The organism is Streptomyces sp. NPDC018026, assembly GCF_044327745.1.
GTDB classification, from domain to species: Bacteria; Actinomycetota; Actinomycetes; order Streptomycetales; family Streptomycetaceae; genus Streptomyces; species Streptomyces rubrogriseus.
The window spans coordinates 213,012-229,709 of the sequence record NZ_JBIRFY010000010.1 but is presented as its reverse complement, the minus strand read 5'-3'; the positions used below and the strand labels follow the sequence as shown (position 1 = coordinate 229,709).

Sequence of the window (16,698 nt, the reverse complement as noted above, 5' to 3'; positions counted from 1 at the left end):
GGATGGGTGACAGCCACACCTGGACGGCCGCACCCGGCGCGGCGGAACAGGCCCGTTCCGTGCTCGCCGCCGCCTGGTCCTGCGCGGTGACCGCGGAGGGCGGCCGCGAGGAGTTCGTCGGCGCGCACACCGTGGCCGACGACGGCCGGGTGCTCCTGCACGTGCCCGAGGACAGCGCGCTGCTCGCCGCGGCGGTGTGCGCGCCCCGCGGAGAGCCGTCCGCCGTGCTGGAGTTCGCCGACGTGGCGCCCGTCCCGGTGCGGGGCCGGATCAGGGCCCGGCTCTGGCTCGCCGGCTGGTTCGCCGTGACGGACGGGCACCTGGCCTTCCGGCCCACCCGTGCGGTGCTGCGGCGGCCGTCCGGCGCCGTGGTGGTCGACGTCGACGAGTTCACCGCCGCGCGGCCCGATCCGCTGGCCCTGGCGGAGGCGCGGCTGCTGACCCATCTCGCCGACTGCCACGACGACGCCGTGCAGCGGCTGACCCGGCTGGTCGACCCGGACAGCCTGCACGGAGCGGTCCGGGTGCGGCCGCTCGCCGTCGACCGGCACGGACTGACCCTGCGGGTCGAACGCGTCCGTGACCACGGCGACGTACGCCTGCCGTTCCACGCGCCCGCCGACGAGATCGCACAGCTCACCGAGCGGGTGCACGTGCTCCTCGCGCAGGCGAGCGCCGTCTCCTGCCCGCGTGCCCTACAGCGGCAGCGCGCAGACGGCGACGGGTGAGGCGAAGGGCGCTCCCGTGCGCCGCAGTCCGCCGTCGCCCGCGCTCACCCGGAACGTGCTGACGGTGCCGGACCGCTGGTTGGCCGCGAACAGCAGCCCGCCGTCCGGGGAGAAGGCGATCTGCCGGGGGAAGTCGCCGCCCACCGGCACGGTGCCGAGGAGCCGGAGCCGTGCACCCTCCGCCTCCACCGCGTACCGCGCGACGCTGTCGTGCCCCCGGTTGGCGAGGAAGGCGTACGCGCCGTCGGACGTCACCAGGACCTGCGCCGGGTAGTTGGCGCCGGACCCCTGGCCCGGTGCCGCCCCGGTGGACTGCGGCTCGCCGACGCTCAGCCGTCCCGTCCCCGGGTCGTACGCGCAGACCGTGACGGTGTTGTCGGCCTCGTTGGCGACATAGACATGGCGTCCGCCGGGGTGGAAGGCGAGGTGCCGGGGCCCGGCGCCCGGCCGGGTCCGGGCCCGCGAGACCTCCGCCAGGGTCCCCGCGCCCTCGTCCAGACGGTAGGTGTACACGGTGTCCGTGCCGAGGTCCACGGCGAGGACATGGGCCCCGTCCGGGGCGGTGACGACCTGGTGGGCGTGCGGACCCCGCTGTCCCGGGCCCGGCGGGGGAGTGGAGTGCGTGACCAGGCCGGTGCGTTCGCCCAGTGCGCCGGAGGCGTCGACCGGGTGTACGGCGAGGCTTCCGGAGCCGTAGTTGGCGCTGAAGAGCCAGCGTCCGCCCGGGTGCACCGACAGGTGGCAGGGCGCCGCGCCGCCGGTGCTCCGGCTGCCCAGCACCCTGCGGTCCGACAGCCGGACGGCGGTCACCGCCCCGTCCTCGCGCTCGTTCACCGTGTACAGGGTCCGGCCGTCGGGATGCACCGCCAGGTAGGAGGGGTCGTCGACCTCGGCGAGGAGTCCGCTCCCGGTGATCCGGCCCGTCGCGGGGTCGTACTCGGCGAGCCCGACGCCCCGGCCGCCGCCCTCGGCGGAGGTGTAGGTGCCGAGCAGGAGCGGACGCCGGCCGGAGGCCCCCCGCTCCCTGCCGGGCGCGCCGCTGCTTGCCCGGGGCGCGGTGGACGTCGCGGCCGGCGCGTCCGTCTGCGCCGGGCCGCCGCACGCCGCCGCGGGGAGAGCCGCCGCCGCGGTGGCGGTCCGGGCGAGCAGCCCGACCAATCGCCGCCTGCTCCAGCCGTCCCCGTCCATGGCGTCCTCCCGCACCCGTACCGTCCTCCCGCACCCGCACCCGCACCCGCACCCGTACCGTCCGCCGCTACCAGTCCCCGTCCCGCACCGGCTTGCCCGGCGCGTCCCCCAGCGGGTGGACCTGGTGGGGCGCGGGCGGCTGCCAGGGCTCGTGGTCGTCGCCGATCCAGTCCCCGACCGGCTGCACGTCCTGCAGCGGCTCGGAGGGCGCGAGGTCGTGGGCGTCCTGGTCGTAGTAGTCGTACCAGGGCAGGCCGGCCCGGGTGTACGCGGCCCGGTCCACGGGGGAGGGCGGCGGCGCCTCGCCGGTGATGCGGTGCCACTCGGGCGGCGTCACCAGGTGCACGAAGACCCGGCCCGCCGGACGCTCGGCCCAGTCCGTCGGCGGGCGTTGGTCGCGGTACACCTCCTGGCGCATGGAGCCGCCGACGCCGAGCCCCATGGCGGGCGCAGACCGGGGCCGGGCCGCACCGCCGTACGCCGGGCTCCCGCCCGGGGCGGCCGGTGCCGACGCCGGTGCCGGAGCGCCGAGGGCCCCGCCCGGACGGGCCGCCCGGCGAGCCGCCCTGCGGGCCGTCTCCGCACGGCGCCGCTCCTCCTCGCGCCAGCGGGCCAGCTCGGTGTCATTGAGGGTGAACGCCTGCAACTGGACGCCTCCCCAGACCTCCTCGCCGGTGACCTGGCCCTCCACGGTCGCCCCCATGCCGAGCGGCACCGCGACGAACTGACGGACCGTGCCGGTCCCGGAGTTGATGCCGTCCAGCCAGGGCTGGCGGGGCAGGACCACGTAGTTCTGCGGATCCCGGGACAGCCGGTCGCTCCAGGGCCTGCCCGAGACCGCGCACACCTTGCCCACCCCCACCTGGAGCGCGGCGGGCTCCCGAGTGCCCGCGAAACTCAGCCACATGGCCTCCCGCAGGTACACCGGCAGCATCACGCCGCCCCGCGCCCGCCACTCCTCGGGCACGCTTTCGGCGTAGTCGGCGACCCGGCGGACCGGGAACTCGCCGAGCCCGGGCGGCAGCGGATGCGTGCCCGTCTCGGGCAGCCGCAGGGTGCGTACGAAGCGGACCGCCGCGCCACCGGGCAGTGTCAGCCGGTTCCCGTCGATCCGCACACTGGTGTCGGTCATCCGAACGCCCCCTCATTCGCCGTTCACGCGTCGTCGTCGGTCGCGCGTCGGTCGTGCGTCGCGCGTCGTTCGTCGTTCGTCGTTCCTCAAGGGGAACGCCGGGCGGCGGTGCCGCGGTTCCGCCTGCGCAGCACGGCCCGCGCCCGGTCCCGCAGCCGGGTCAGCCGCGGCATGCGCTCACGCTGCTCGCGCGTGTGGCGGTCCAGCTCCTCCAGGAGCCGGCGGGAGCGGTGCTCGGTGTCCATCTCGTCGATGATCCGGTTCACCTCGGCCAGCACCGCGCCCCGCAACTGCCACTGTGTCGCGTCGCGCCTGACCTCCTCCAGCAGCAGGTCGGCCAGTCTGTCCCGGGTGGCCGCGGCCTGGCGCAGCTCGGCGGTCAGACGCTCCTCCGCGGACTCGGCGTTCTCGCTGGCGTTGCTGGTGACCAGCACCGAGAAGCTCACCACGGCGTCGGCGATCTCGGACAGCAGCTGCTGGACGGCGGCGCCCGTCTCCGGCGCGAACAGGGGCTCCGGCTCGCGCTCCTTGGCGAGGTCGGTGAAGCTGCGCGCGAGGACCCGCATGACCACCGTGCAGATCTCCAGGGTGTCCAGGCCGGTGCGGAGCACGACCCGGTGGAGCAGCCCCTCGCGCACCCGGGGATTGAGCCGCAGGCTGTCCTCGGCCTGGCGCAGGTCCTCGTCCACCTCGCCGATGTCGTGGTCGAGCCGGCGGGCCTCGTGCAGCCGGGCCGCCGCCTCGTGGAACGGCGTGCTGCCGGCGGCCTCCTCGCCCATCCGCAGCATCAGTTGGCGCACCTGCCGGGCCAGCCCCATGACGGACTCCCCGGCCTGCTCCACCCACACCGGAGGCGCGAGGATCAGGTTGAAGGCGAGTCCGACGATCGCCCCGATCAGCGTCTCCACCACCCGGGCCCAGGCCAGGCTCCCGTGCGAGGTGACGCCGAGCACCAGCATCGCGCTGATCGCCACCTCGGCGGTGAACTCCTCCGCGCGCACCAGGTGCCCGACGCCCAGCGCCGCCACGATGATCAGGGCCAGGCTCCACCAGCTCAGCCCGACCAGCTGACTGAAGGCGACGGCGACCAGGACACCCGCGACCACGGCGTTCACCCGGCGGAAGCTCATCTTCAGGGTGGCGTACAGGGTGACCTGCACGACCAGCAGCGCGGTCAGCGGCGCGGTGAGCGGCGCCGCCGACTTGTCGGGGGTCAGCCGCACCGCGATGACGTAGGCGATCGAAGCCGCGGCGGCGGAGCGCAGGGCCTGTACGACCATCGGGTCCCGCAGCCACTTCACCCGCCGCAGAGTCGTCCTCGCGGCCTCAAGCACATCCCGCATCCTCGGGCTGTTCCCTTCCGCAGGCGCCTCGAACGTGTCCGATCAGGACGGTAGCCGGACGCGGGCGGCCGGGCCCCCTCTCACGCGCCGGGCGCCGCCGGACGGGTCAGCCCGTCAGCCGGTCACCTTGGCGACGAACGCGGACAGGTTGCCCAGCGTCCGGGCGACCTGTTCCTCCAGGGTGAGGCTCTCCTCGAAGCGGGCACCGCTCTGCGACACCTTCTTGCCCCGCAGATACAGCGAACAGGCGAGATCGGTGCACATGTACAGGCCGACCGAGTTGCCCTCACGGCCGGCCGCTCCGGCCTTGCGCGCCGTCATCAGGGCCACGCCGCCCCGGGGATGGGTGGTCAGGCACAGCGCGCACATGCTGCGCTGGAAGTAGCCGCTCCGGGCCGGCTGGAAGCGCAGCGCCACGCCGGTGGGGCGCCCGTCGAGATCGGCGACCAGATAGCTGCGGTCGGGCGCCCCGGGATCCCGCCAGCCGAGGAAGTCGAGGTCGTCCCAGGGCCGCTCGTCCAGGTCGCGGGGGACCGCCAGGCGTTTGGCCTCGCCCTTCGAGCAGTTGATGAAGGAGGTGCGGACGTCCTGCTCGTCGAGTGCTCTCACGGGAGCCTCCCTGGATCAAAGGAACCTAGGACCTCTAGGTTTACGCCTAGCATAGATAGCCTACGGGCGGAGTCGCCACCGGATTTCGGAGAGGCGAGTTCATAACATGAATTAAGCGCAAAGGGAAGTCGCGTGCGGCCCTGCGGCGGAGGTATCTTGCAGACCGGGCACGGTACGGGAGGAGCCACATGGCGGGGCGGAACGGGCGCACGGTGCGCGACCTCAGGAGGGCCAACCGTACGGCCGTGCTGCAACGGCTCTACTTCGACGGACCGCTCAGCCGCTTCGAACTGGGTCCGGCGACCGGCCTCAGCTCGGGTTCGGTCAGCAACGTGGTCGCCGACCTGGTCGCCGACGGGCTGGTGGAGGAGGCCGGCAGCGTCGACTCCGACGGCGGCAGGCCCCGCACCCTGCTGCGCGTGGCCCCCGCCAGCGGACACATGATCGGCGTGGACGTCGGCGAGACCCGGGTGCGGGTCGAGCTGTTCGACCTCACGCTCACCGAACTCGCCCGCGCCGAACGCCCGCTGGCCCCGCAGCGGCACGACGTCGACGTCATCGTCGGACACGTCCGCGACGGCATCGCCGAGGTGCTGGCCACGGCCGGACTCCCGCCCGAGCGGCTGCTCGGCGCCGGGATCGGCGTCCCGGGCATCGTCGAGCACACCGCCGACCGCGGTGCCGTGGTGCACGGCCAGACCATCGGCTGGGACGCGGTCCCGCTGGAGGCCCTGCTCCGCGCCGGCTCACCACTGCCCGACACCGTCCCCTGCCTCATCGACAACGGCGCCAAGACCCTCGGCCAGGCCGAGATGTGGTTCGGTGCGGGCCGCGGCGCCCGCAACGCGGTCGTGGTCCTCTTCGGCTCCGGTGTCGGCGCCAGCCTCGTCACCCCCGAGGCCGAGCAGGGCCGGGCGGTCGAATGGGGGCACCTGACGGTCCGGGTCAGGGGCCGCCGCTGCCGCTGCGGAGCTCTCGGCTGCCTGGAGGCGTACGCCGGTGCGGAGTCGCTGCTGGCCCGCTGGCGGGAGGAGGGCGGCCGGGTGCCCGAGGACACCGACGAGGAGACCGCCCTCACCGCGATGCTCGCCGCCGCCTACCCGGCCGACGGCGCGGCGGCCGACCCGGTGGCGCTCGCCGTCCTGGAGGAGACCGCCGAGTACCTGGGCGCGGGCCTGTCCGACCTGATCAACCTCTTCCAGCCGGAGCGCATCCTCATCGGCGGCTGGGCCGGCCTCCAGCTCGGCGCCCGCTTCCTGCCCGCCGTACGGCGCCACGCTGTGTCGTACGCGCTGCGCCACCCGGCCCGGAAGGTGACGGTCGACCTGGGGCGGCTCGGCCCGGACGCCGTCACCGTCGGTGCCGCGATCCTGCCGCTGGCCGACTTCTTCGCGCGGGGCGGCAGACGCCCCGAACCGGCCCCCGAGTACCCGGTCCCGGCCTGGCGCACGGCGCTCGAGGAGCGGGCACCGCACTGAGGTTTCGCCGGTCGCCGCGGAGGTACCCGACGTCGCTCCGAGACCCGCGGGAAGGGAGCGCGCCGTGTCCGACCACCGCCACGAAGGACCGGGTGAGAACGGTGCCCCCGTCCCGCGCGACATGCCCGACCAGCAGGCCGGCGACCACGAGGACCCGTGGGAGGCCGCCTCGCCCACCCGCGAGCAGCGCGAGCACCGCCAGGGCCTGGACGGCGAACGGCCCGCGGACGACGCGGAGAGCGCCGGTGACGGGGAGAGCGCCCGTGACGGGGAGAGCGCCGGTGACGCGGAGACGGGGCCCGTGCCCGACGTACCCGACACCGACGAGGCGGGCACGGGCCGGCGGGGTGCACCGCACTCGGCTGCCGTACACCCCGAGCACCCGGTGCCCGACGAGTCCCCCGGCTGAGGCCCGCGCGGCTTTACCCGCAGCCGGGGACGGGCACGCAAGGAGAAGCCCCGACCGCGACGGGGGAATCACGATCGGGGCGGTACGAGGTGGATACGGACGGCGGTCGCCTCTCGGCGAAAGGCTCCACAGGGCTTCAGCCGAACGATCGTCCCTGTGGGCAATAGGTGAGGCCCGGGGACACTGTCCCGTCCGTACCCACGGTCTGTTCAACGGCGAACCACCGGCCGGTGTTCCACCGTCTGTCGCGGTTTGGGGTGATGTGCGTCACTGCTCGGTGGACTCATGGGCCTCGGGCACGATCTCGGCCCACAGGTTCTCCGCCTGCAGCAGCAGCGTGCCGAGCACCGCGGTCCGGGCGGCGCCCTGCCCGGCGTGCTCCCGCAGCCCTTCCTGCAGCCGCAGGTGCAGTTCCTCCATCGTCTCCTCGGTGGCCGTCGCCGGTTCGGCCTCGGTCCGCTCGCCCACCCACCGGCCCGCCTCGACGTGACAGGCGTCGCCGATCAGCCGCAGCAGGCGCGCGTACAGGTCCAGGACCGGACCCTCGGGCGGTGCGGGCGTCCGGTGCTCGTCGGCCGCCACCGCCAGGGTCCGGGTCAGCGCGCCGAGGTTCCCGGTGACCCGGCTCCACCGCCGGTCCTCGTCCTCCGGCGGTACGACGGTGGGCCCGCGGTGCAGCCGCCGCAGGGGGCCCGAGGTCAGCCGCAGGCTCTCCCGGCTCCACGACCGGGCCGAGTACAGCGCCCCCAGCCGCCGCTCGAGCCGCGCCGCGTCACTGGACCAGCCTGCCGCGCTCTGCGCGTCCCACTGGGTCTCCCGCAGGTCGGCGGCGACGGAGTGCAGGAGGTCGCCCGCCTCCCGGGCCAGCGCCGCGAGGTTCTCCCGCACGTCCCGCAGGTGGATCGGCGGCAGCACCAGGGCGTTGACCGCCACGCCGATGACCGCCCCGAGCGCCGCCTGCCCCACCCGGTGACCGACCGCGGCGGCGGAGACCGCCGTGCCGGAGGCCAGGACGAACACCGCCGTGGTGGCCGCGTAGATGCCCTGCCCGCCGAACCGCGGCCAGTTCGCCACCAGCATCAGCACCGGCAGCGACAGCACCAGGGCCCCCGTGTTGTCGTCCGTGATCGCCTGCGCCGCGGACGCCAGCAGCGCTCCGGCGCAGATCGCCGCGAACTGCTGCCCGGCCTGCCGCACCGAGCTGTAGACGGTGGCCTGCACCAGGACCAGCGCCACCCAGGGCGCCATCAGCGCCATCGGGTCGCCCAGCCACACGCCCGCCACGGTCCAGGCGATCAGCGCCGCGCCCGCGGCCTTGAGCGACTGCACGACCAGGTCGCGTTCCCGCCCCGGCCCCCGCCGGGCGGCGCGGACGGCCCGTCCGACGGCACACGCCTCCCACCACACCGCGGCCGCGGGCCGGCGCCCCCGGAGTGCCTCCCGGACGGTGTGTGTCACAGCGCTCATGCGGTGCCGGACGTCCGCGTGAGCGGCGGACCCGTCCCGGTGCGGAGCGGGCGGGGCGGGCGAGGGGATCGCGGCCGGGGCGTGCGGGGCGGGGTCCGGCGCCTCATGCCAGCGGGCTCCCGCGCAGCGAGGCCAGCAGGTCGGCCGGGTCGGCGTAGACCGCCTCCGCTCCCGCCTCCTCCAGGTCGGCGCGGGGGAGACCGCCGCACAGCACGCCCACGCACCGCACCCCGGCACGGCTGCCCGCACGCATGTCCCACACGGTGTCGCCGACGAGGACGGCCCGCTCGGCCGGGACCCCGGCCAGCTCCAGGGCGTGCTCGACCGGCTCCGGGGCGGGCTTGCCGGCGTCCACGTCGTCGGCGCTCGCGGTGGCGCCGATCGCGTCGTCCGCGTCGATCGCGCGCCGCAGGGCGCCCAGCTCCGGCCCGCCGGCCGAGGTGGCGAGCACCACCCGCCAGCCGTCCGCGGCCAGGCGGCGCAGCAGCTCCCCGGCGCCCGGCAGCGCCGGCAGCCGGTCGAAGTACTGTCCGTACAGTGCCTTGTGCCCGGCGCTCAGCTCCGCGTCCCGCTCCTTGTCCCGGTCCTCGCCGAGCAGCCGGGCGACGAGGTCGCCCGAGGCCAGGCCCACGGCCCGGTGGACGGCGTGCATCGGCACCCGGTGCCCGGCCTGCCGGAACGCCTCCCACCAGGTGGTCACGTGCAGGTGATTGGTGTCGACGAGGGTCCCGTCGACGTCGAACACGGCCGCCCGTTCCATGCGCTGTTCCCTCCTGGTCCCTTTCCGGCCCGTGGACCGGCCGGGTCGGCTCGGTCGGCCGAATGGGCGGGTACCACGTCAGCGGCTCGCCACTCCGGCCGGCGTACGGCCCTCCCGCGTCCAGGCCAGCAGCTCGTCCAGGGACCAGGTCGTCACCACGCGCTCCGGGGGCACCCCGCACTCCTCGGCCCGGGCGCACCCGTGGATCTGCCAGTCCAGCTGACCCGGCGCGTGCGCGTCCGTGTCGATCGAGAACAGCACACCGGCCGCCACCGCACGGCGCAGCAGCCGCCGCGGCGGGTCGAGCCGCTCCGGGCGGCTGTTGATCTCCACGGCGGTGCCGGACTCCGCGCACGCGGCGAACACCTCGTCCGCGTCGAACGCCGACTCCGGGCGCCCCCGCCCGGTCAGCAGCCGGCCGGTGCAGTGCCCGAGCACGTCCGCGTGCGGATCACGGACCGCGGTCACCATCCGGCGGGTCATCGAGCGGGCCTCCATCCGCAGCTTGGAGTGCACGGACACGACGACCACGTCGAGCCGCTCCAGCAGCTCCGGTTCCTGGTCGAGCGAGCCGTCGTCGAGGATGTCGCACTCGATGCCGGTCAGCAGCCGGAACGGTGCCCAGGTGGCGTTCAGCTCCGCCACCACGTCCAGTTGCTCGCGCAGCCGCGCCGGGGAGAGCCCGCGGGCCACCGTCAGCCGCGGCGAGTGGTCGGTCAGGGCCGCCCACTCGTGCCCGAGCGCCGCCGCGGTCCGGCCCATCTCCTCGATCGGGCTGCCGCCGTCGGACCAGTCCGAGTGCAGATGGCAGTCGCCGCGCAGCCGCTCCCGCAGCCGTTCGCCGCCCCGGGCGAGCGGCGAGTCCGCCTCGTCCTCCAGCTTCGCGAGGTACCCGGGCACCCGGCCGTCCAGCGCCTCGCGCGCCACCTGCGCCGTCTTGGGGCCGACCCCCTTCAGGGACTCCAGTGAACCCGCCCGCTCGCGCAGCTCGGCCAGGGACAGCCCACCGAGCACCCCCGCCGCGGTACGGAAGGCCCGGACACGGTAGGTCGGGGCCTGGGCCCGCTCCAGGAGGAACGCGATCCGCTCCAGTGCCTCGACGGGGTCCATCGCCACCTCCTCGTGCGACCTCGGCCGCTCCCCACCGGACTTCACCGGCATGTCCAGGGTTCCCCAGGGCACCGGGACCCGCACCACGAGCCGGGCGGGTCCGCCCGTCCCGGACCGCCCGGGTCCTCGCTCGCGCGGGTTGCGGCCTACCCTCTAGGCATGACCGAGATCGACAGCCCGCACATCGGCAGTCCGCGGATCCTCGTGCTCGGGGTGCAGGCGGGACCGCCCCCGTTCCGGATCGTGGAGATCGACGGCCAGGTGGTCGGTGAGGCCAAGGCCGTCACCGACGTCCTGGAGGCCGCCGCCGCGTTCGGCATCACGGTCCACGACCTGGACGACCCGGACGTGGTCCGCTGGGTGGGCGGGGACAAGTTCACCTGGAAGCCCCGCTAGGCGGAACCCCGCCCCCGCCCGGTGCGTCAGCCGACCGTCCACTTCTGGTTGGCGCCGCCCGTGCAGGTCCAGATCTGCAGCCGGGTGCCGTTGGCCGGGTTGTTGCCGGTGACGTCGAGGCACTTGTCGGCCTGGGGATTGACGATGTCGCGCGCGGCGGTGACGACCCAGCGCTGGGCGGCGCTGCCGTTGCAGTCCCACAGCTGGACGACCGTGCCGCCCGCGTTGACGTCCAGACACTTGCCCAGCGCCCGGATCGTGCCGTCGGAGCCCACCGTCCACCGCTGGGCCGTCGTGCCGTTGCAGTCGTAGAGCTGTACGGGCGTGCCGTTGGCGGTGTTCGCCGCGGCGACGTCCACGCACTTGCCGGCCAGGCCCCGGATCGCGCCGCCGGCCGGAGAGTCGCCCGTCGTCACCGACACGTGGTCGACGACGAGGGTCTGCGGGAAGGCGGTGGAGCCGTCCGGGTCGCCGGGCCAGTAGCCGCCGACCGCCAGGTTCAGCATCAGGAAGTACGGCCTGTTGAACACCCACTGCTTCCCGCCCAGGTCGGCCGGGGTGCGCCGCTGGTAGACGGTGCCGTCCACCGACCAGGTGATGGAGTCGGGCGCCCAGTCGACGGCGAAGGTGTGGAAGGCGTCCGCGAAGGCCTGGCCGCCCGGCAGGGTGTATCCGGCGCCGATGCCGCCCGAGCCGGAGTAGCCGGGGCCGTGGATCGTGCCGTGCACGGTGGACGGCTCGAAGCCGACGTTCTCCATGATGTCGATCTCGCCGGAGTCCGGCCAGTTCACCGGGGTGCCCAGCATCCAGAACGCGGGCCACATGCCCTGGCCGCGCGGCACCTTCATCCGTGCCTCGACGTGGCCGTACTGCGCCGTGAACTTCCCCGAGGTGTTGAGCCGGGCGGAGGTGTACTGGCAGGTGCCGTACCAGCACTGGTAGTTGGCCGGGTTCTCCTTGCGGGCCGTGATGACGAGGTGGCCCTGGCCGTCCAGGGCCGCGTTCTTGTTGCCGGAGGTGTAGTACTGCCGTTCGTGGTTGTTGACGTTGTCGCCGGTCTCGATCTGCCACTTCGAGGAGTCGACGGCCGCGCCGGCCGGGCCGTCGAAGGTGTCGGAGAACGCCACGGCGGCCGCCGCGGAGGACGGGGCGGACCCGGCGGCCCGGGAGGCACGGGAGGTCTCCGGGTCCGCCTGGGCGGGGCCGGTCACGAGGGAGGCGGCCAGTCCGGCGGACAGGGCGGCGGCGAGGAGGCATCTGCGGAGCAGGCGTGGGCGGGCCACGGCTCTCCCTTCCGTACGGCGCCTCGCGCGAAGGCGCCGACCGAGGTGGGGGGTTGGGGATGACGCCTCTTTATTCAAGTAGTGAGATAAGGGTGGGTCAATACCTTGGTACGGACCAGTTGGCCCGGTCTCAGGTGCGTCCCCCGCGCGCGTGCACCGTACGGCTCATGCGCCGGCCGAGGAGCAGGTAACCGATCAGCGCCCCGCCGGTGTTGAGGATGACGTCGTCGACGTCGAAGGCCCGCCCGGTGACCAGGACGCCCTGCGCGGACTCGACCAGCAGCATCACGAAGGCCGTCAGCGCCAGGACGCGCAGCACCCCGCGCGTGCGCGGCGCGACGACCGGGACCAGGACGCCGAACGGCACGCCGAGCAGGATGTTCCCGCCGATCTGTTTGACCGCGTCGCGCAGCGCGGGCTGGTCCAGGTAGGCCTTCAGTGAGCGTCCGGGGTGCAGGTTGGTGTGCGCCAGGGTCTCGGACGCGGGGGAGGGGTGCAGGGTCAGCCGCGCCAGCACCACCGCGAACGCCACCATGAAGACGAACGCGCCCGCCGTCGCCAGCAGCCGCAACGGCAGGGCGAGCGTGTGCCGTTCGGGGCGGTCGCCGTCACGTGGCTTGCCGGTGCGGGGGTGCGGCCGCGAACGCGGTCGTGAGACGGCACGAGCCATGTCGGTCCTCCAGTCGTCAACTTCCCCGCGTGGTAAGGCGGTTACCCGCCAAACCGTCGAGGATGCCCGGACGAACCGCTCGCCCCGCGGACAGCGGCCCGGTCTTCCCTCCCCCGGCCTGGGCACTCCGACCGGGCACTCCGGCCGGGGCGCTCCGGCTGGGGGAGTCGCCGCGCGTCGCCGTCGGCCGTCGCTCGCACGGTGCTTGGATGACGGCGAAGCCGGAACAACAGTGACAAAAGGGGTGCTTGTGCGGAGCCGTAGGACACTCCTCGCCGCGGCCGAGGTGGCCGCCTGGTGGGCCCCGCTCACCGCGCTCTGGCTGGTGCTCGTCAGCACCGTCGACCCCCTGGAACTGGCCGTGGGCGCGGGTGCCTCGGCCCTGACGGCGCTCGTGGCACGGGCCGCCCGGCGGGCGGTGACCGGCCCGTGAACGGCTGGATCCTCGCCGCGGCCGTGGTGCTCGGCGCGGGTGTCGGAGCCACCCTGTGGGGCGTGGTCACCGGACCCCTGCGCCGCCGCGCCGCCGCGCAGAACCTGTCCACCGCGCTGGCCTGCCCCGCCCTCCTGCTGCTGGCCCAGGGCTACGAACGGCCCGCATACGTCGACCTCGCCCTCGTGCTCGCCGTCCTCGGGCCGGTCGGCACGCTCGTCTTCGCCCGGCTGCTCGCCGACGAACTGGCCGACGACCCGCCGCACGCCCGGGGCCCGACCCTCACCGCGGCGGCCCTCGGCGCCGCGGTCGTGGTGGCGGTGGGCGTGGCCACCGGTCCGGGCAGGGCCCTGGTCAAGCTGCTGGTCGTCGGGGCGCTGCTGGTCGGCGGCAACCTGGTCGCCTCCCGGGCGCTCGCGGGCGGAATGCAGGAGGGCCGCCGTGACTGAGGCCGTGATCGTCCTCGCGCTGCTGCTGGTCGCCGTGTCCGCCACGGCGGCGGTGGCGGTCCGCGACCCCGTGCGCCAGTCGCTGGTCCTGGCCGTCCTCGGCGTCGTCCTCGCCGTGCTGTTCACCGTGCTCCAGGCACCCGACGTCGCCCTGTCGCAGCTAGCCGTGGGCTCCGCCCTGACCCCCCTCCTGCTGATGCTGACGGTCCGCAAGGTGCGCCGGCGCGGGCAGCGCGGCCACGGCGGGCACGGCGGGCACGGCGGCCCCGCCGAGCGGCGCGGAAGGGAGAGCGGCCGGTGAGCCCCCGGACGCGGCGGTGGCTGGTGGCCGCGGGCGGCGCCGGTCTCGCCGCGCTCCTCGTGGCCGCCTGCCTGGACCTGCCCCGCTTCGGCGGCGACCGGCACCCCTACGGCGACCGGGCCGTCGAGGCGTCCCTGAGCCGGCACACCGCCAACACCGTCGCCTCCGTCACCTTCGACCAGCGGGCCTTCGACACGCTCGGCGAGATGGGCATCCTGTTCGCGGCGGTCCTCGGCTGCGTGGTCCTGCTGCGCCAGACCCGCGACGAGCACCGGGCCCGCCCCGAACCGGCCGCCGTCTCCCGGCCCGTGCGCCGCTACGCCCTGCTCGTGCTGCCGGTCGCCCTGCTGACCGGCCTCTACGTCGTCGCCCACGGCCAGGTCAGCCCCGGCGGCGGCTTCCAGGGCGGCGTCGTCGCCGCCACCGCCCTGCACCTGCTCTACCTGGGCGCCGACTACCGCGCCCTCGAACGCGTACGGCCCCTCGTCCCCTACGAGACGGGGGACGCGCTAGCCGCCTCCGCCTACCTCGTCACCGGCCTGGCCGCCCTGCTCGGCGGGTCCGCCTTCCTCGCCAACACGCTGCTCCCGTACGGCACGTTCAACACGCTCGCCTCCGCCGGCACCGTCCCGCTGCTGAACGCCGCGATCGGCATGGAGGTCGCCTGCGCGGTCGTCGTCCTGCTCGCCGGATTCCTGGACCAGGCCGTGGAGATCGTGGACGAGGGCGAGAACGCCCAGGGACCCGGCGCCCCCGACCGGCGCGGAAAGTGAGAGCCCATGTCCGAGCCGACGCACGTGCTGCCCTACCTGGTGGCCGCCTGGGTCTTCCTGGCCGGCTGCTACGGCCTGGCCACCAGCCGCGACCTGGTCCACGCCGTGGGCTGCCTCTCCGTGTGCCAGGCCGCCACCTACGTCCTGCTGCTGGCCGTCGGTTACCGCGACGGCGCCACCGCACCGGTCTTCTCCGACCTCGCACCCGGCTCCCGGCCGGTGGTCGACCCCGTGGTCCAGGCCCTCGCCCTCACCGATGTCGTCGTCGGCGCCACCGTCACCGCGCTGCTGCTGGCCCTGGTCGTCCAGGTCGCCAAGCGGCACGGCACGGTCGACCCCGACGAACTGAGCGAGCTGCGCGGCTGATGCACCACCTGCTGCCGCTCCTCGTCGCCCTCCCGCTGCTCGGCGCCGCCCTGCTCGCCGCCTGCGGCCGGCTCGTGCCGCGCCCCGTCGCGGAGGGCGCGGCCTGCGCCGTCGCGGCCGGTACCGCGGTGCTCGCGCTCCTCCTGCTGACGCACTCCTCGCCGCCGCTGACCGAGTGGGTGGGCGGCTGGGAGCCGGTGGCGGGCCACAGCGTCGGCATCGCCCTGACGGGTGACGGCCCCGGACTCGGCACGGCCGCGCTGGTGTCCGTGCTGACCCTCGCCGCCCTCGCCTACTCCTGGCGCTCCTTCGACGACCCGCCGCACGGCCACGCCGGGGCGTTTCCGGCGCTCGTGCTGGTCTTCCAGGCCGGCATGTGCGGCTTCGTGATCGCGGGCGACCTGTTCAACGCGTTCGTATGGTTCGAGCTGATGAGCGTCGTCGCCTACGCCCTGACCGGTCACCGGGTCGAGGAGGCCAGGGCCGTGCAGGGCGCGCTGACCTTCGCCGTGGTCAACTCCCTGGGCGCCTACGCCCTGCTCATGGGCATCGCGCTGCTCTACGCCCGCACCGGCGAACTCGCCCTGGCCCGGATCGGCGGCGCGCTGGACGCCCACGGCCCGCCCGACGCACTGGTGCTGGCCGGCTTCGTCCTCGTACTGACCGGCCTGCTGGTCAAGGCCGCGGCCGTCCCCTTCCACTTCTGGCTGCCGGACGCGCACGCGGTCGCTCCCACCCCGGTGTGCATGCTGCTGTCCGGTGTCATGGTCGAGCTGGGCGTCTTCGGCGTCTGGCGCGTCTACGACAGCGTGTTCTCGGGCCCCGGCGGACTGCCCGCCGCCGACGCGGAGCGGGTGCTGACGGTGCTGGGCGCGCTGACGGCGGCGCTCGGCGCGGTGATGTGCTGGCACCAGCGGCACATCAAACGGCTCCTCGCGTACTCGACGATCGCGCACACGGGTCTGTTCCTGCTGGGGGTCGGCACCCTCACGCCCGAGGGCGACGACGGCGTCGCGCTGTACGTCGTCGGGCACGCCGGGGTGAAGGCCGCGCTGTTCGCCTGCGCGGGGATCCTCCTCGACCGGTACGGCAGCGTCGACGAACACGTCCTGCACGGCCGCGCCCGCCCGCTGCGCCTCGTCGGCGCGATGGTCGTCGTCGGCGCGCTGGGCCTCGCGGGGCTGCCGCCGTTCGGCACGGCGCTCGGCAAGTCCGTCACCGAGGAGGCGGTGGGCGGCCCGCTCACCGTGCTCTGCGTCCTGGCGAGCGCGCTCACCGCGGCCGCCGTACTGCGGGTCGCGGCCCGGGTGTTCTGGGGCCTGGGCCCCGCACCCGAGGACGCCGACGGCGGGGGCGGCGCCGACGCGTACGAGACGACCGGAGCGGGGGAGGAGCCGGAGACCCGCCGGCGGCTCGGCCGGGTGCCCGACACCATGACGGCCGTTCCCGCCCTCCTGCTGGCCGGTGCCCTCGCGGCCGGTGCGGTCCCCGGTTTCGGCAACGCGGTGGCCCGCGCCATGGGCGAGGCCACCTCGGCCGGACTGGTGCACACCTCCGTGCACTGGACGCCCCTGGGCGTCGGCCTGGGACTCCTGTCGACCGTCCTGGCCGTGGCGCTGGCCGCCGTCGCCGTCGGCCGGCCCGGACTGCTCGCCGTACCGGACTGGATGCTGCCGCTGCGGCGGCTGCAGTCCGGGCACGTGGGCGACTACGTGGCGTGGCTGCTGGTCGGCACCGCCCTGCTGGGCGCGCTGGCCCTCCCCGGCGTGCTGTCCGGGTGAGCCGAGCGGCACCCACGGCCGA

At 74.9% G+C, this 16,698-nt stretch carries 19 protein-coding genes; 10 read left to right on the top strand and 9 right to left on the bottom strand.

What is annotated here, in order from left to right:
* Positions 1–2: 2 nt before the first annotated feature.
* Positions 3–728, top strand: a complete 726-nt coding sequence (locus tag ACH4D3_RS28635; RefSeq protein ID WP_398327685.1) for a DUF2470 domain-containing protein — start codon at positions 3–5, stop codon at positions 726–728.
* Here ACH4D3_RS28635 and ACH4D3_RS28630 read toward each other — a convergent pair.
* The 4 genes from ACH4D3_RS28630 to ACH4D3_RS28615 form a co-directional block, all read right to left on the bottom strand.
* Positions 696–1,931, bottom strand: coding sequence for a lactonase family protein (locus tag ACH4D3_RS28630; RefSeq protein ID WP_398327682.1), 1,236 nt, complete (start codon positions 1,929–1,931; stop codon positions 696–698). The genes ACH4D3_RS28635 and ACH4D3_RS28630 overlap by 33 nt on opposite strands.
* A 52-nt stretch (positions 1,932–1,983) precedes the next feature.
* The gene (locus ACH4D3_RS28625; protein WP_398327679.1) at positions 1,984–3,048 is read right to left on the bottom strand and encodes a hypothetical protein; all 1,065 of its coding nucleotides are present in this window, start codon (positions 3,046–3,048) and stop codon (positions 1,984–1,986) included.
* Between the two features lie 86 nt (positions 3,049–3,134).
* On the bottom strand, positions 3,135–4,391 hold the full coding sequence (locus tag ACH4D3_RS28620) for an aromatic acid exporter family protein (protein WP_398327676.1): 1,257 nt from the start codon (positions 4,389–4,391) through the stop codon (positions 3,135–3,137).
* Between the two features lie 114 nt (positions 4,392–4,505).
* Entirely contained in the window at positions 4,506–5,000 is a 495-nt protein-coding gene (locus tag ACH4D3_RS28615) for an FBP domain-containing protein (RefSeq protein ID WP_356856196.1), read from the bottom strand.
* 188 nt (positions 5,001–5,188) lie between these two features.
* Between ACH4D3_RS28615 and ACH4D3_RS28610 the strand changes: the two genes are divergently transcribed.
* Both ACH4D3_RS28610 and ACH4D3_RS28605 read left to right on the top strand, forming a co-directional pair.
* Positions 5,189–6,478 (top strand): ROK family protein, encoded by a 1,290-nt coding sequence (locus tag ACH4D3_RS28610; RefSeq protein ID WP_398327672.1) that lies wholly within the window; start codon positions 5,189–5,191, stop codon positions 6,476–6,478.
* Between the two features lie 64 nt (positions 6,479–6,542).
* A complete protein-coding gene (locus ACH4D3_RS28605; protein ID WP_398327669.1) occupies positions 6,543–6,887 on the top strand; it encodes a hypothetical protein in 345 nt (114 codons plus the stop codon).
* A 267-nt stretch (positions 6,888–7,154) separates the two neighbouring features.
* Here ACH4D3_RS28605 and ACH4D3_RS28600 read toward each other — a convergent pair whose 3' ends face one another.
* The 3 genes from ACH4D3_RS28600 to ACH4D3_RS28590 form a co-directional block, all read right to left on the bottom strand.
* Positions 7,155–8,354 carry an aromatic acid exporter family protein gene (locus ACH4D3_RS28600; protein ID WP_398327666.1) on the bottom strand — a complete coding sequence of 400 codons (1,200 nt, stop codon included), beginning with the start codon at positions 8,352–8,354 and terminating at the stop codon, positions 7,155–7,157.
* Between the two features lie 103 nt (positions 8,355–8,457).
* A complete protein-coding gene (locus ACH4D3_RS28595) occupies positions 8,458–9,114 on the bottom strand; it encodes an HAD family hydrolase (RefSeq protein ID WP_398327663.1) in 657 nt (218 codons plus the stop codon).
* Between the two features lie 78 nt (positions 9,115–9,192).
* A complete protein-coding gene (locus ACH4D3_RS28590) occupies positions 9,193–10,224 on the bottom strand; it encodes a PHP domain-containing protein (protein ID WP_398327842.1) in 1,032 nt (343 codons plus the stop codon).
* 159 nt (positions 10,225–10,383) lie between these two features.
* Between ACH4D3_RS28590 and ACH4D3_RS28585 the strand changes: the two genes are divergently transcribed.
* Positions 10,384–10,620: a hypothetical protein gene (locus ACH4D3_RS28585; RefSeq protein ID WP_109030702.1), complete on the top strand. Its 237-nt coding sequence runs from the start codon at positions 10,384–10,386 to the stop codon at positions 10,618–10,620.
* 26 nt (positions 10,621–10,646) lie between these two features.
* Here the strand turns inward: ACH4D3_RS28585 and ACH4D3_RS28580 are convergent, their stop codons facing one another.
* Entirely contained in the window at positions 10,647–11,903 is a 1,257-nt protein-coding gene (locus tag ACH4D3_RS28580) for a ricin-type beta-trefoil lectin domain protein (RefSeq protein WP_398327660.1), read from the bottom strand.
* Positions 11,904–12,033: 130 nt separating this feature from the next.
* Positions 12,034–12,573, bottom strand: coding sequence for a VanZ family protein (locus tag ACH4D3_RS28575; protein WP_398327657.1), 540 nt, complete (start codon positions 12,571–12,573; stop codon positions 12,034–12,036).
* 250 nt (positions 12,574–12,823) lie between these two features.
* Here ACH4D3_RS28575 and ACH4D3_RS28570 point away from each other — a divergent pair, with 250 nt between their 5' ends.
* The 6 genes from ACH4D3_RS28570 to ACH4D3_RS28545 are packed head-to-tail and all read left to right on the top strand — an operon-like array spanning position 12,824 to position 16,676.
* On the top strand, positions 12,824–13,006 hold the full coding sequence (locus tag ACH4D3_RS28570; protein WP_398327654.1) for a hypothetical protein: 183 nt from the start codon (positions 12,824–12,826) through the stop codon (positions 13,004–13,006).
* Positions 13,003–13,455, top strand: a complete 453-nt coding sequence (locus ACH4D3_RS28565; RefSeq protein WP_398327651.1) for a monovalent cation/H+ antiporter complex subunit F — start codon at positions 13,003–13,005, stop codon at positions 13,453–13,455. The genes ACH4D3_RS28570 and ACH4D3_RS28565 overlap by 4 nt, the downstream gene beginning before the upstream one ends.
* Complete coding sequence (locus tag ACH4D3_RS28560; protein ID WP_398327648.1) at positions 13,448–13,756, top strand: Na(+)/H(+) antiporter subunit B; 309 nt, start codon at positions 13,448–13,450, stop codon at positions 13,754–13,756. The genes ACH4D3_RS28565 and ACH4D3_RS28560 overlap by 8 nt, the downstream gene beginning before the upstream one ends.
* A complete protein-coding gene (locus ACH4D3_RS28555; RefSeq protein ID WP_398327645.1) occupies positions 13,753–14,529 on the top strand; it encodes an MnhB domain-containing protein in 777 nt (258 codons plus the stop codon). The genes ACH4D3_RS28560 and ACH4D3_RS28555 overlap by 4 nt, the downstream gene beginning before the upstream one ends.
* A 6-nt stretch (positions 14,530–14,535) precedes the next feature.
* The gene (locus tag ACH4D3_RS28550) at positions 14,536–14,895 is read left to right on the top strand and encodes a sodium:proton antiporter (protein WP_109030709.1); all 360 of its coding nucleotides are present in this window, start codon (positions 14,536–14,538) and stop codon (positions 14,893–14,895) included.
* On the top strand, positions 14,895–16,676 hold the full coding sequence (locus ACH4D3_RS28545; RefSeq protein WP_398327642.1) for a complex I subunit 5 family protein: 1,782 nt from the start codon (positions 14,895–14,897) through the stop codon (positions 16,674–16,676). Before ACH4D3_RS28550 ends, ACH4D3_RS28545 begins: the two co-directional genes overlap by 1 nt.
* The last annotated feature ends 22 nt before the right edge of the window (positions 16,677–16,698 follow it).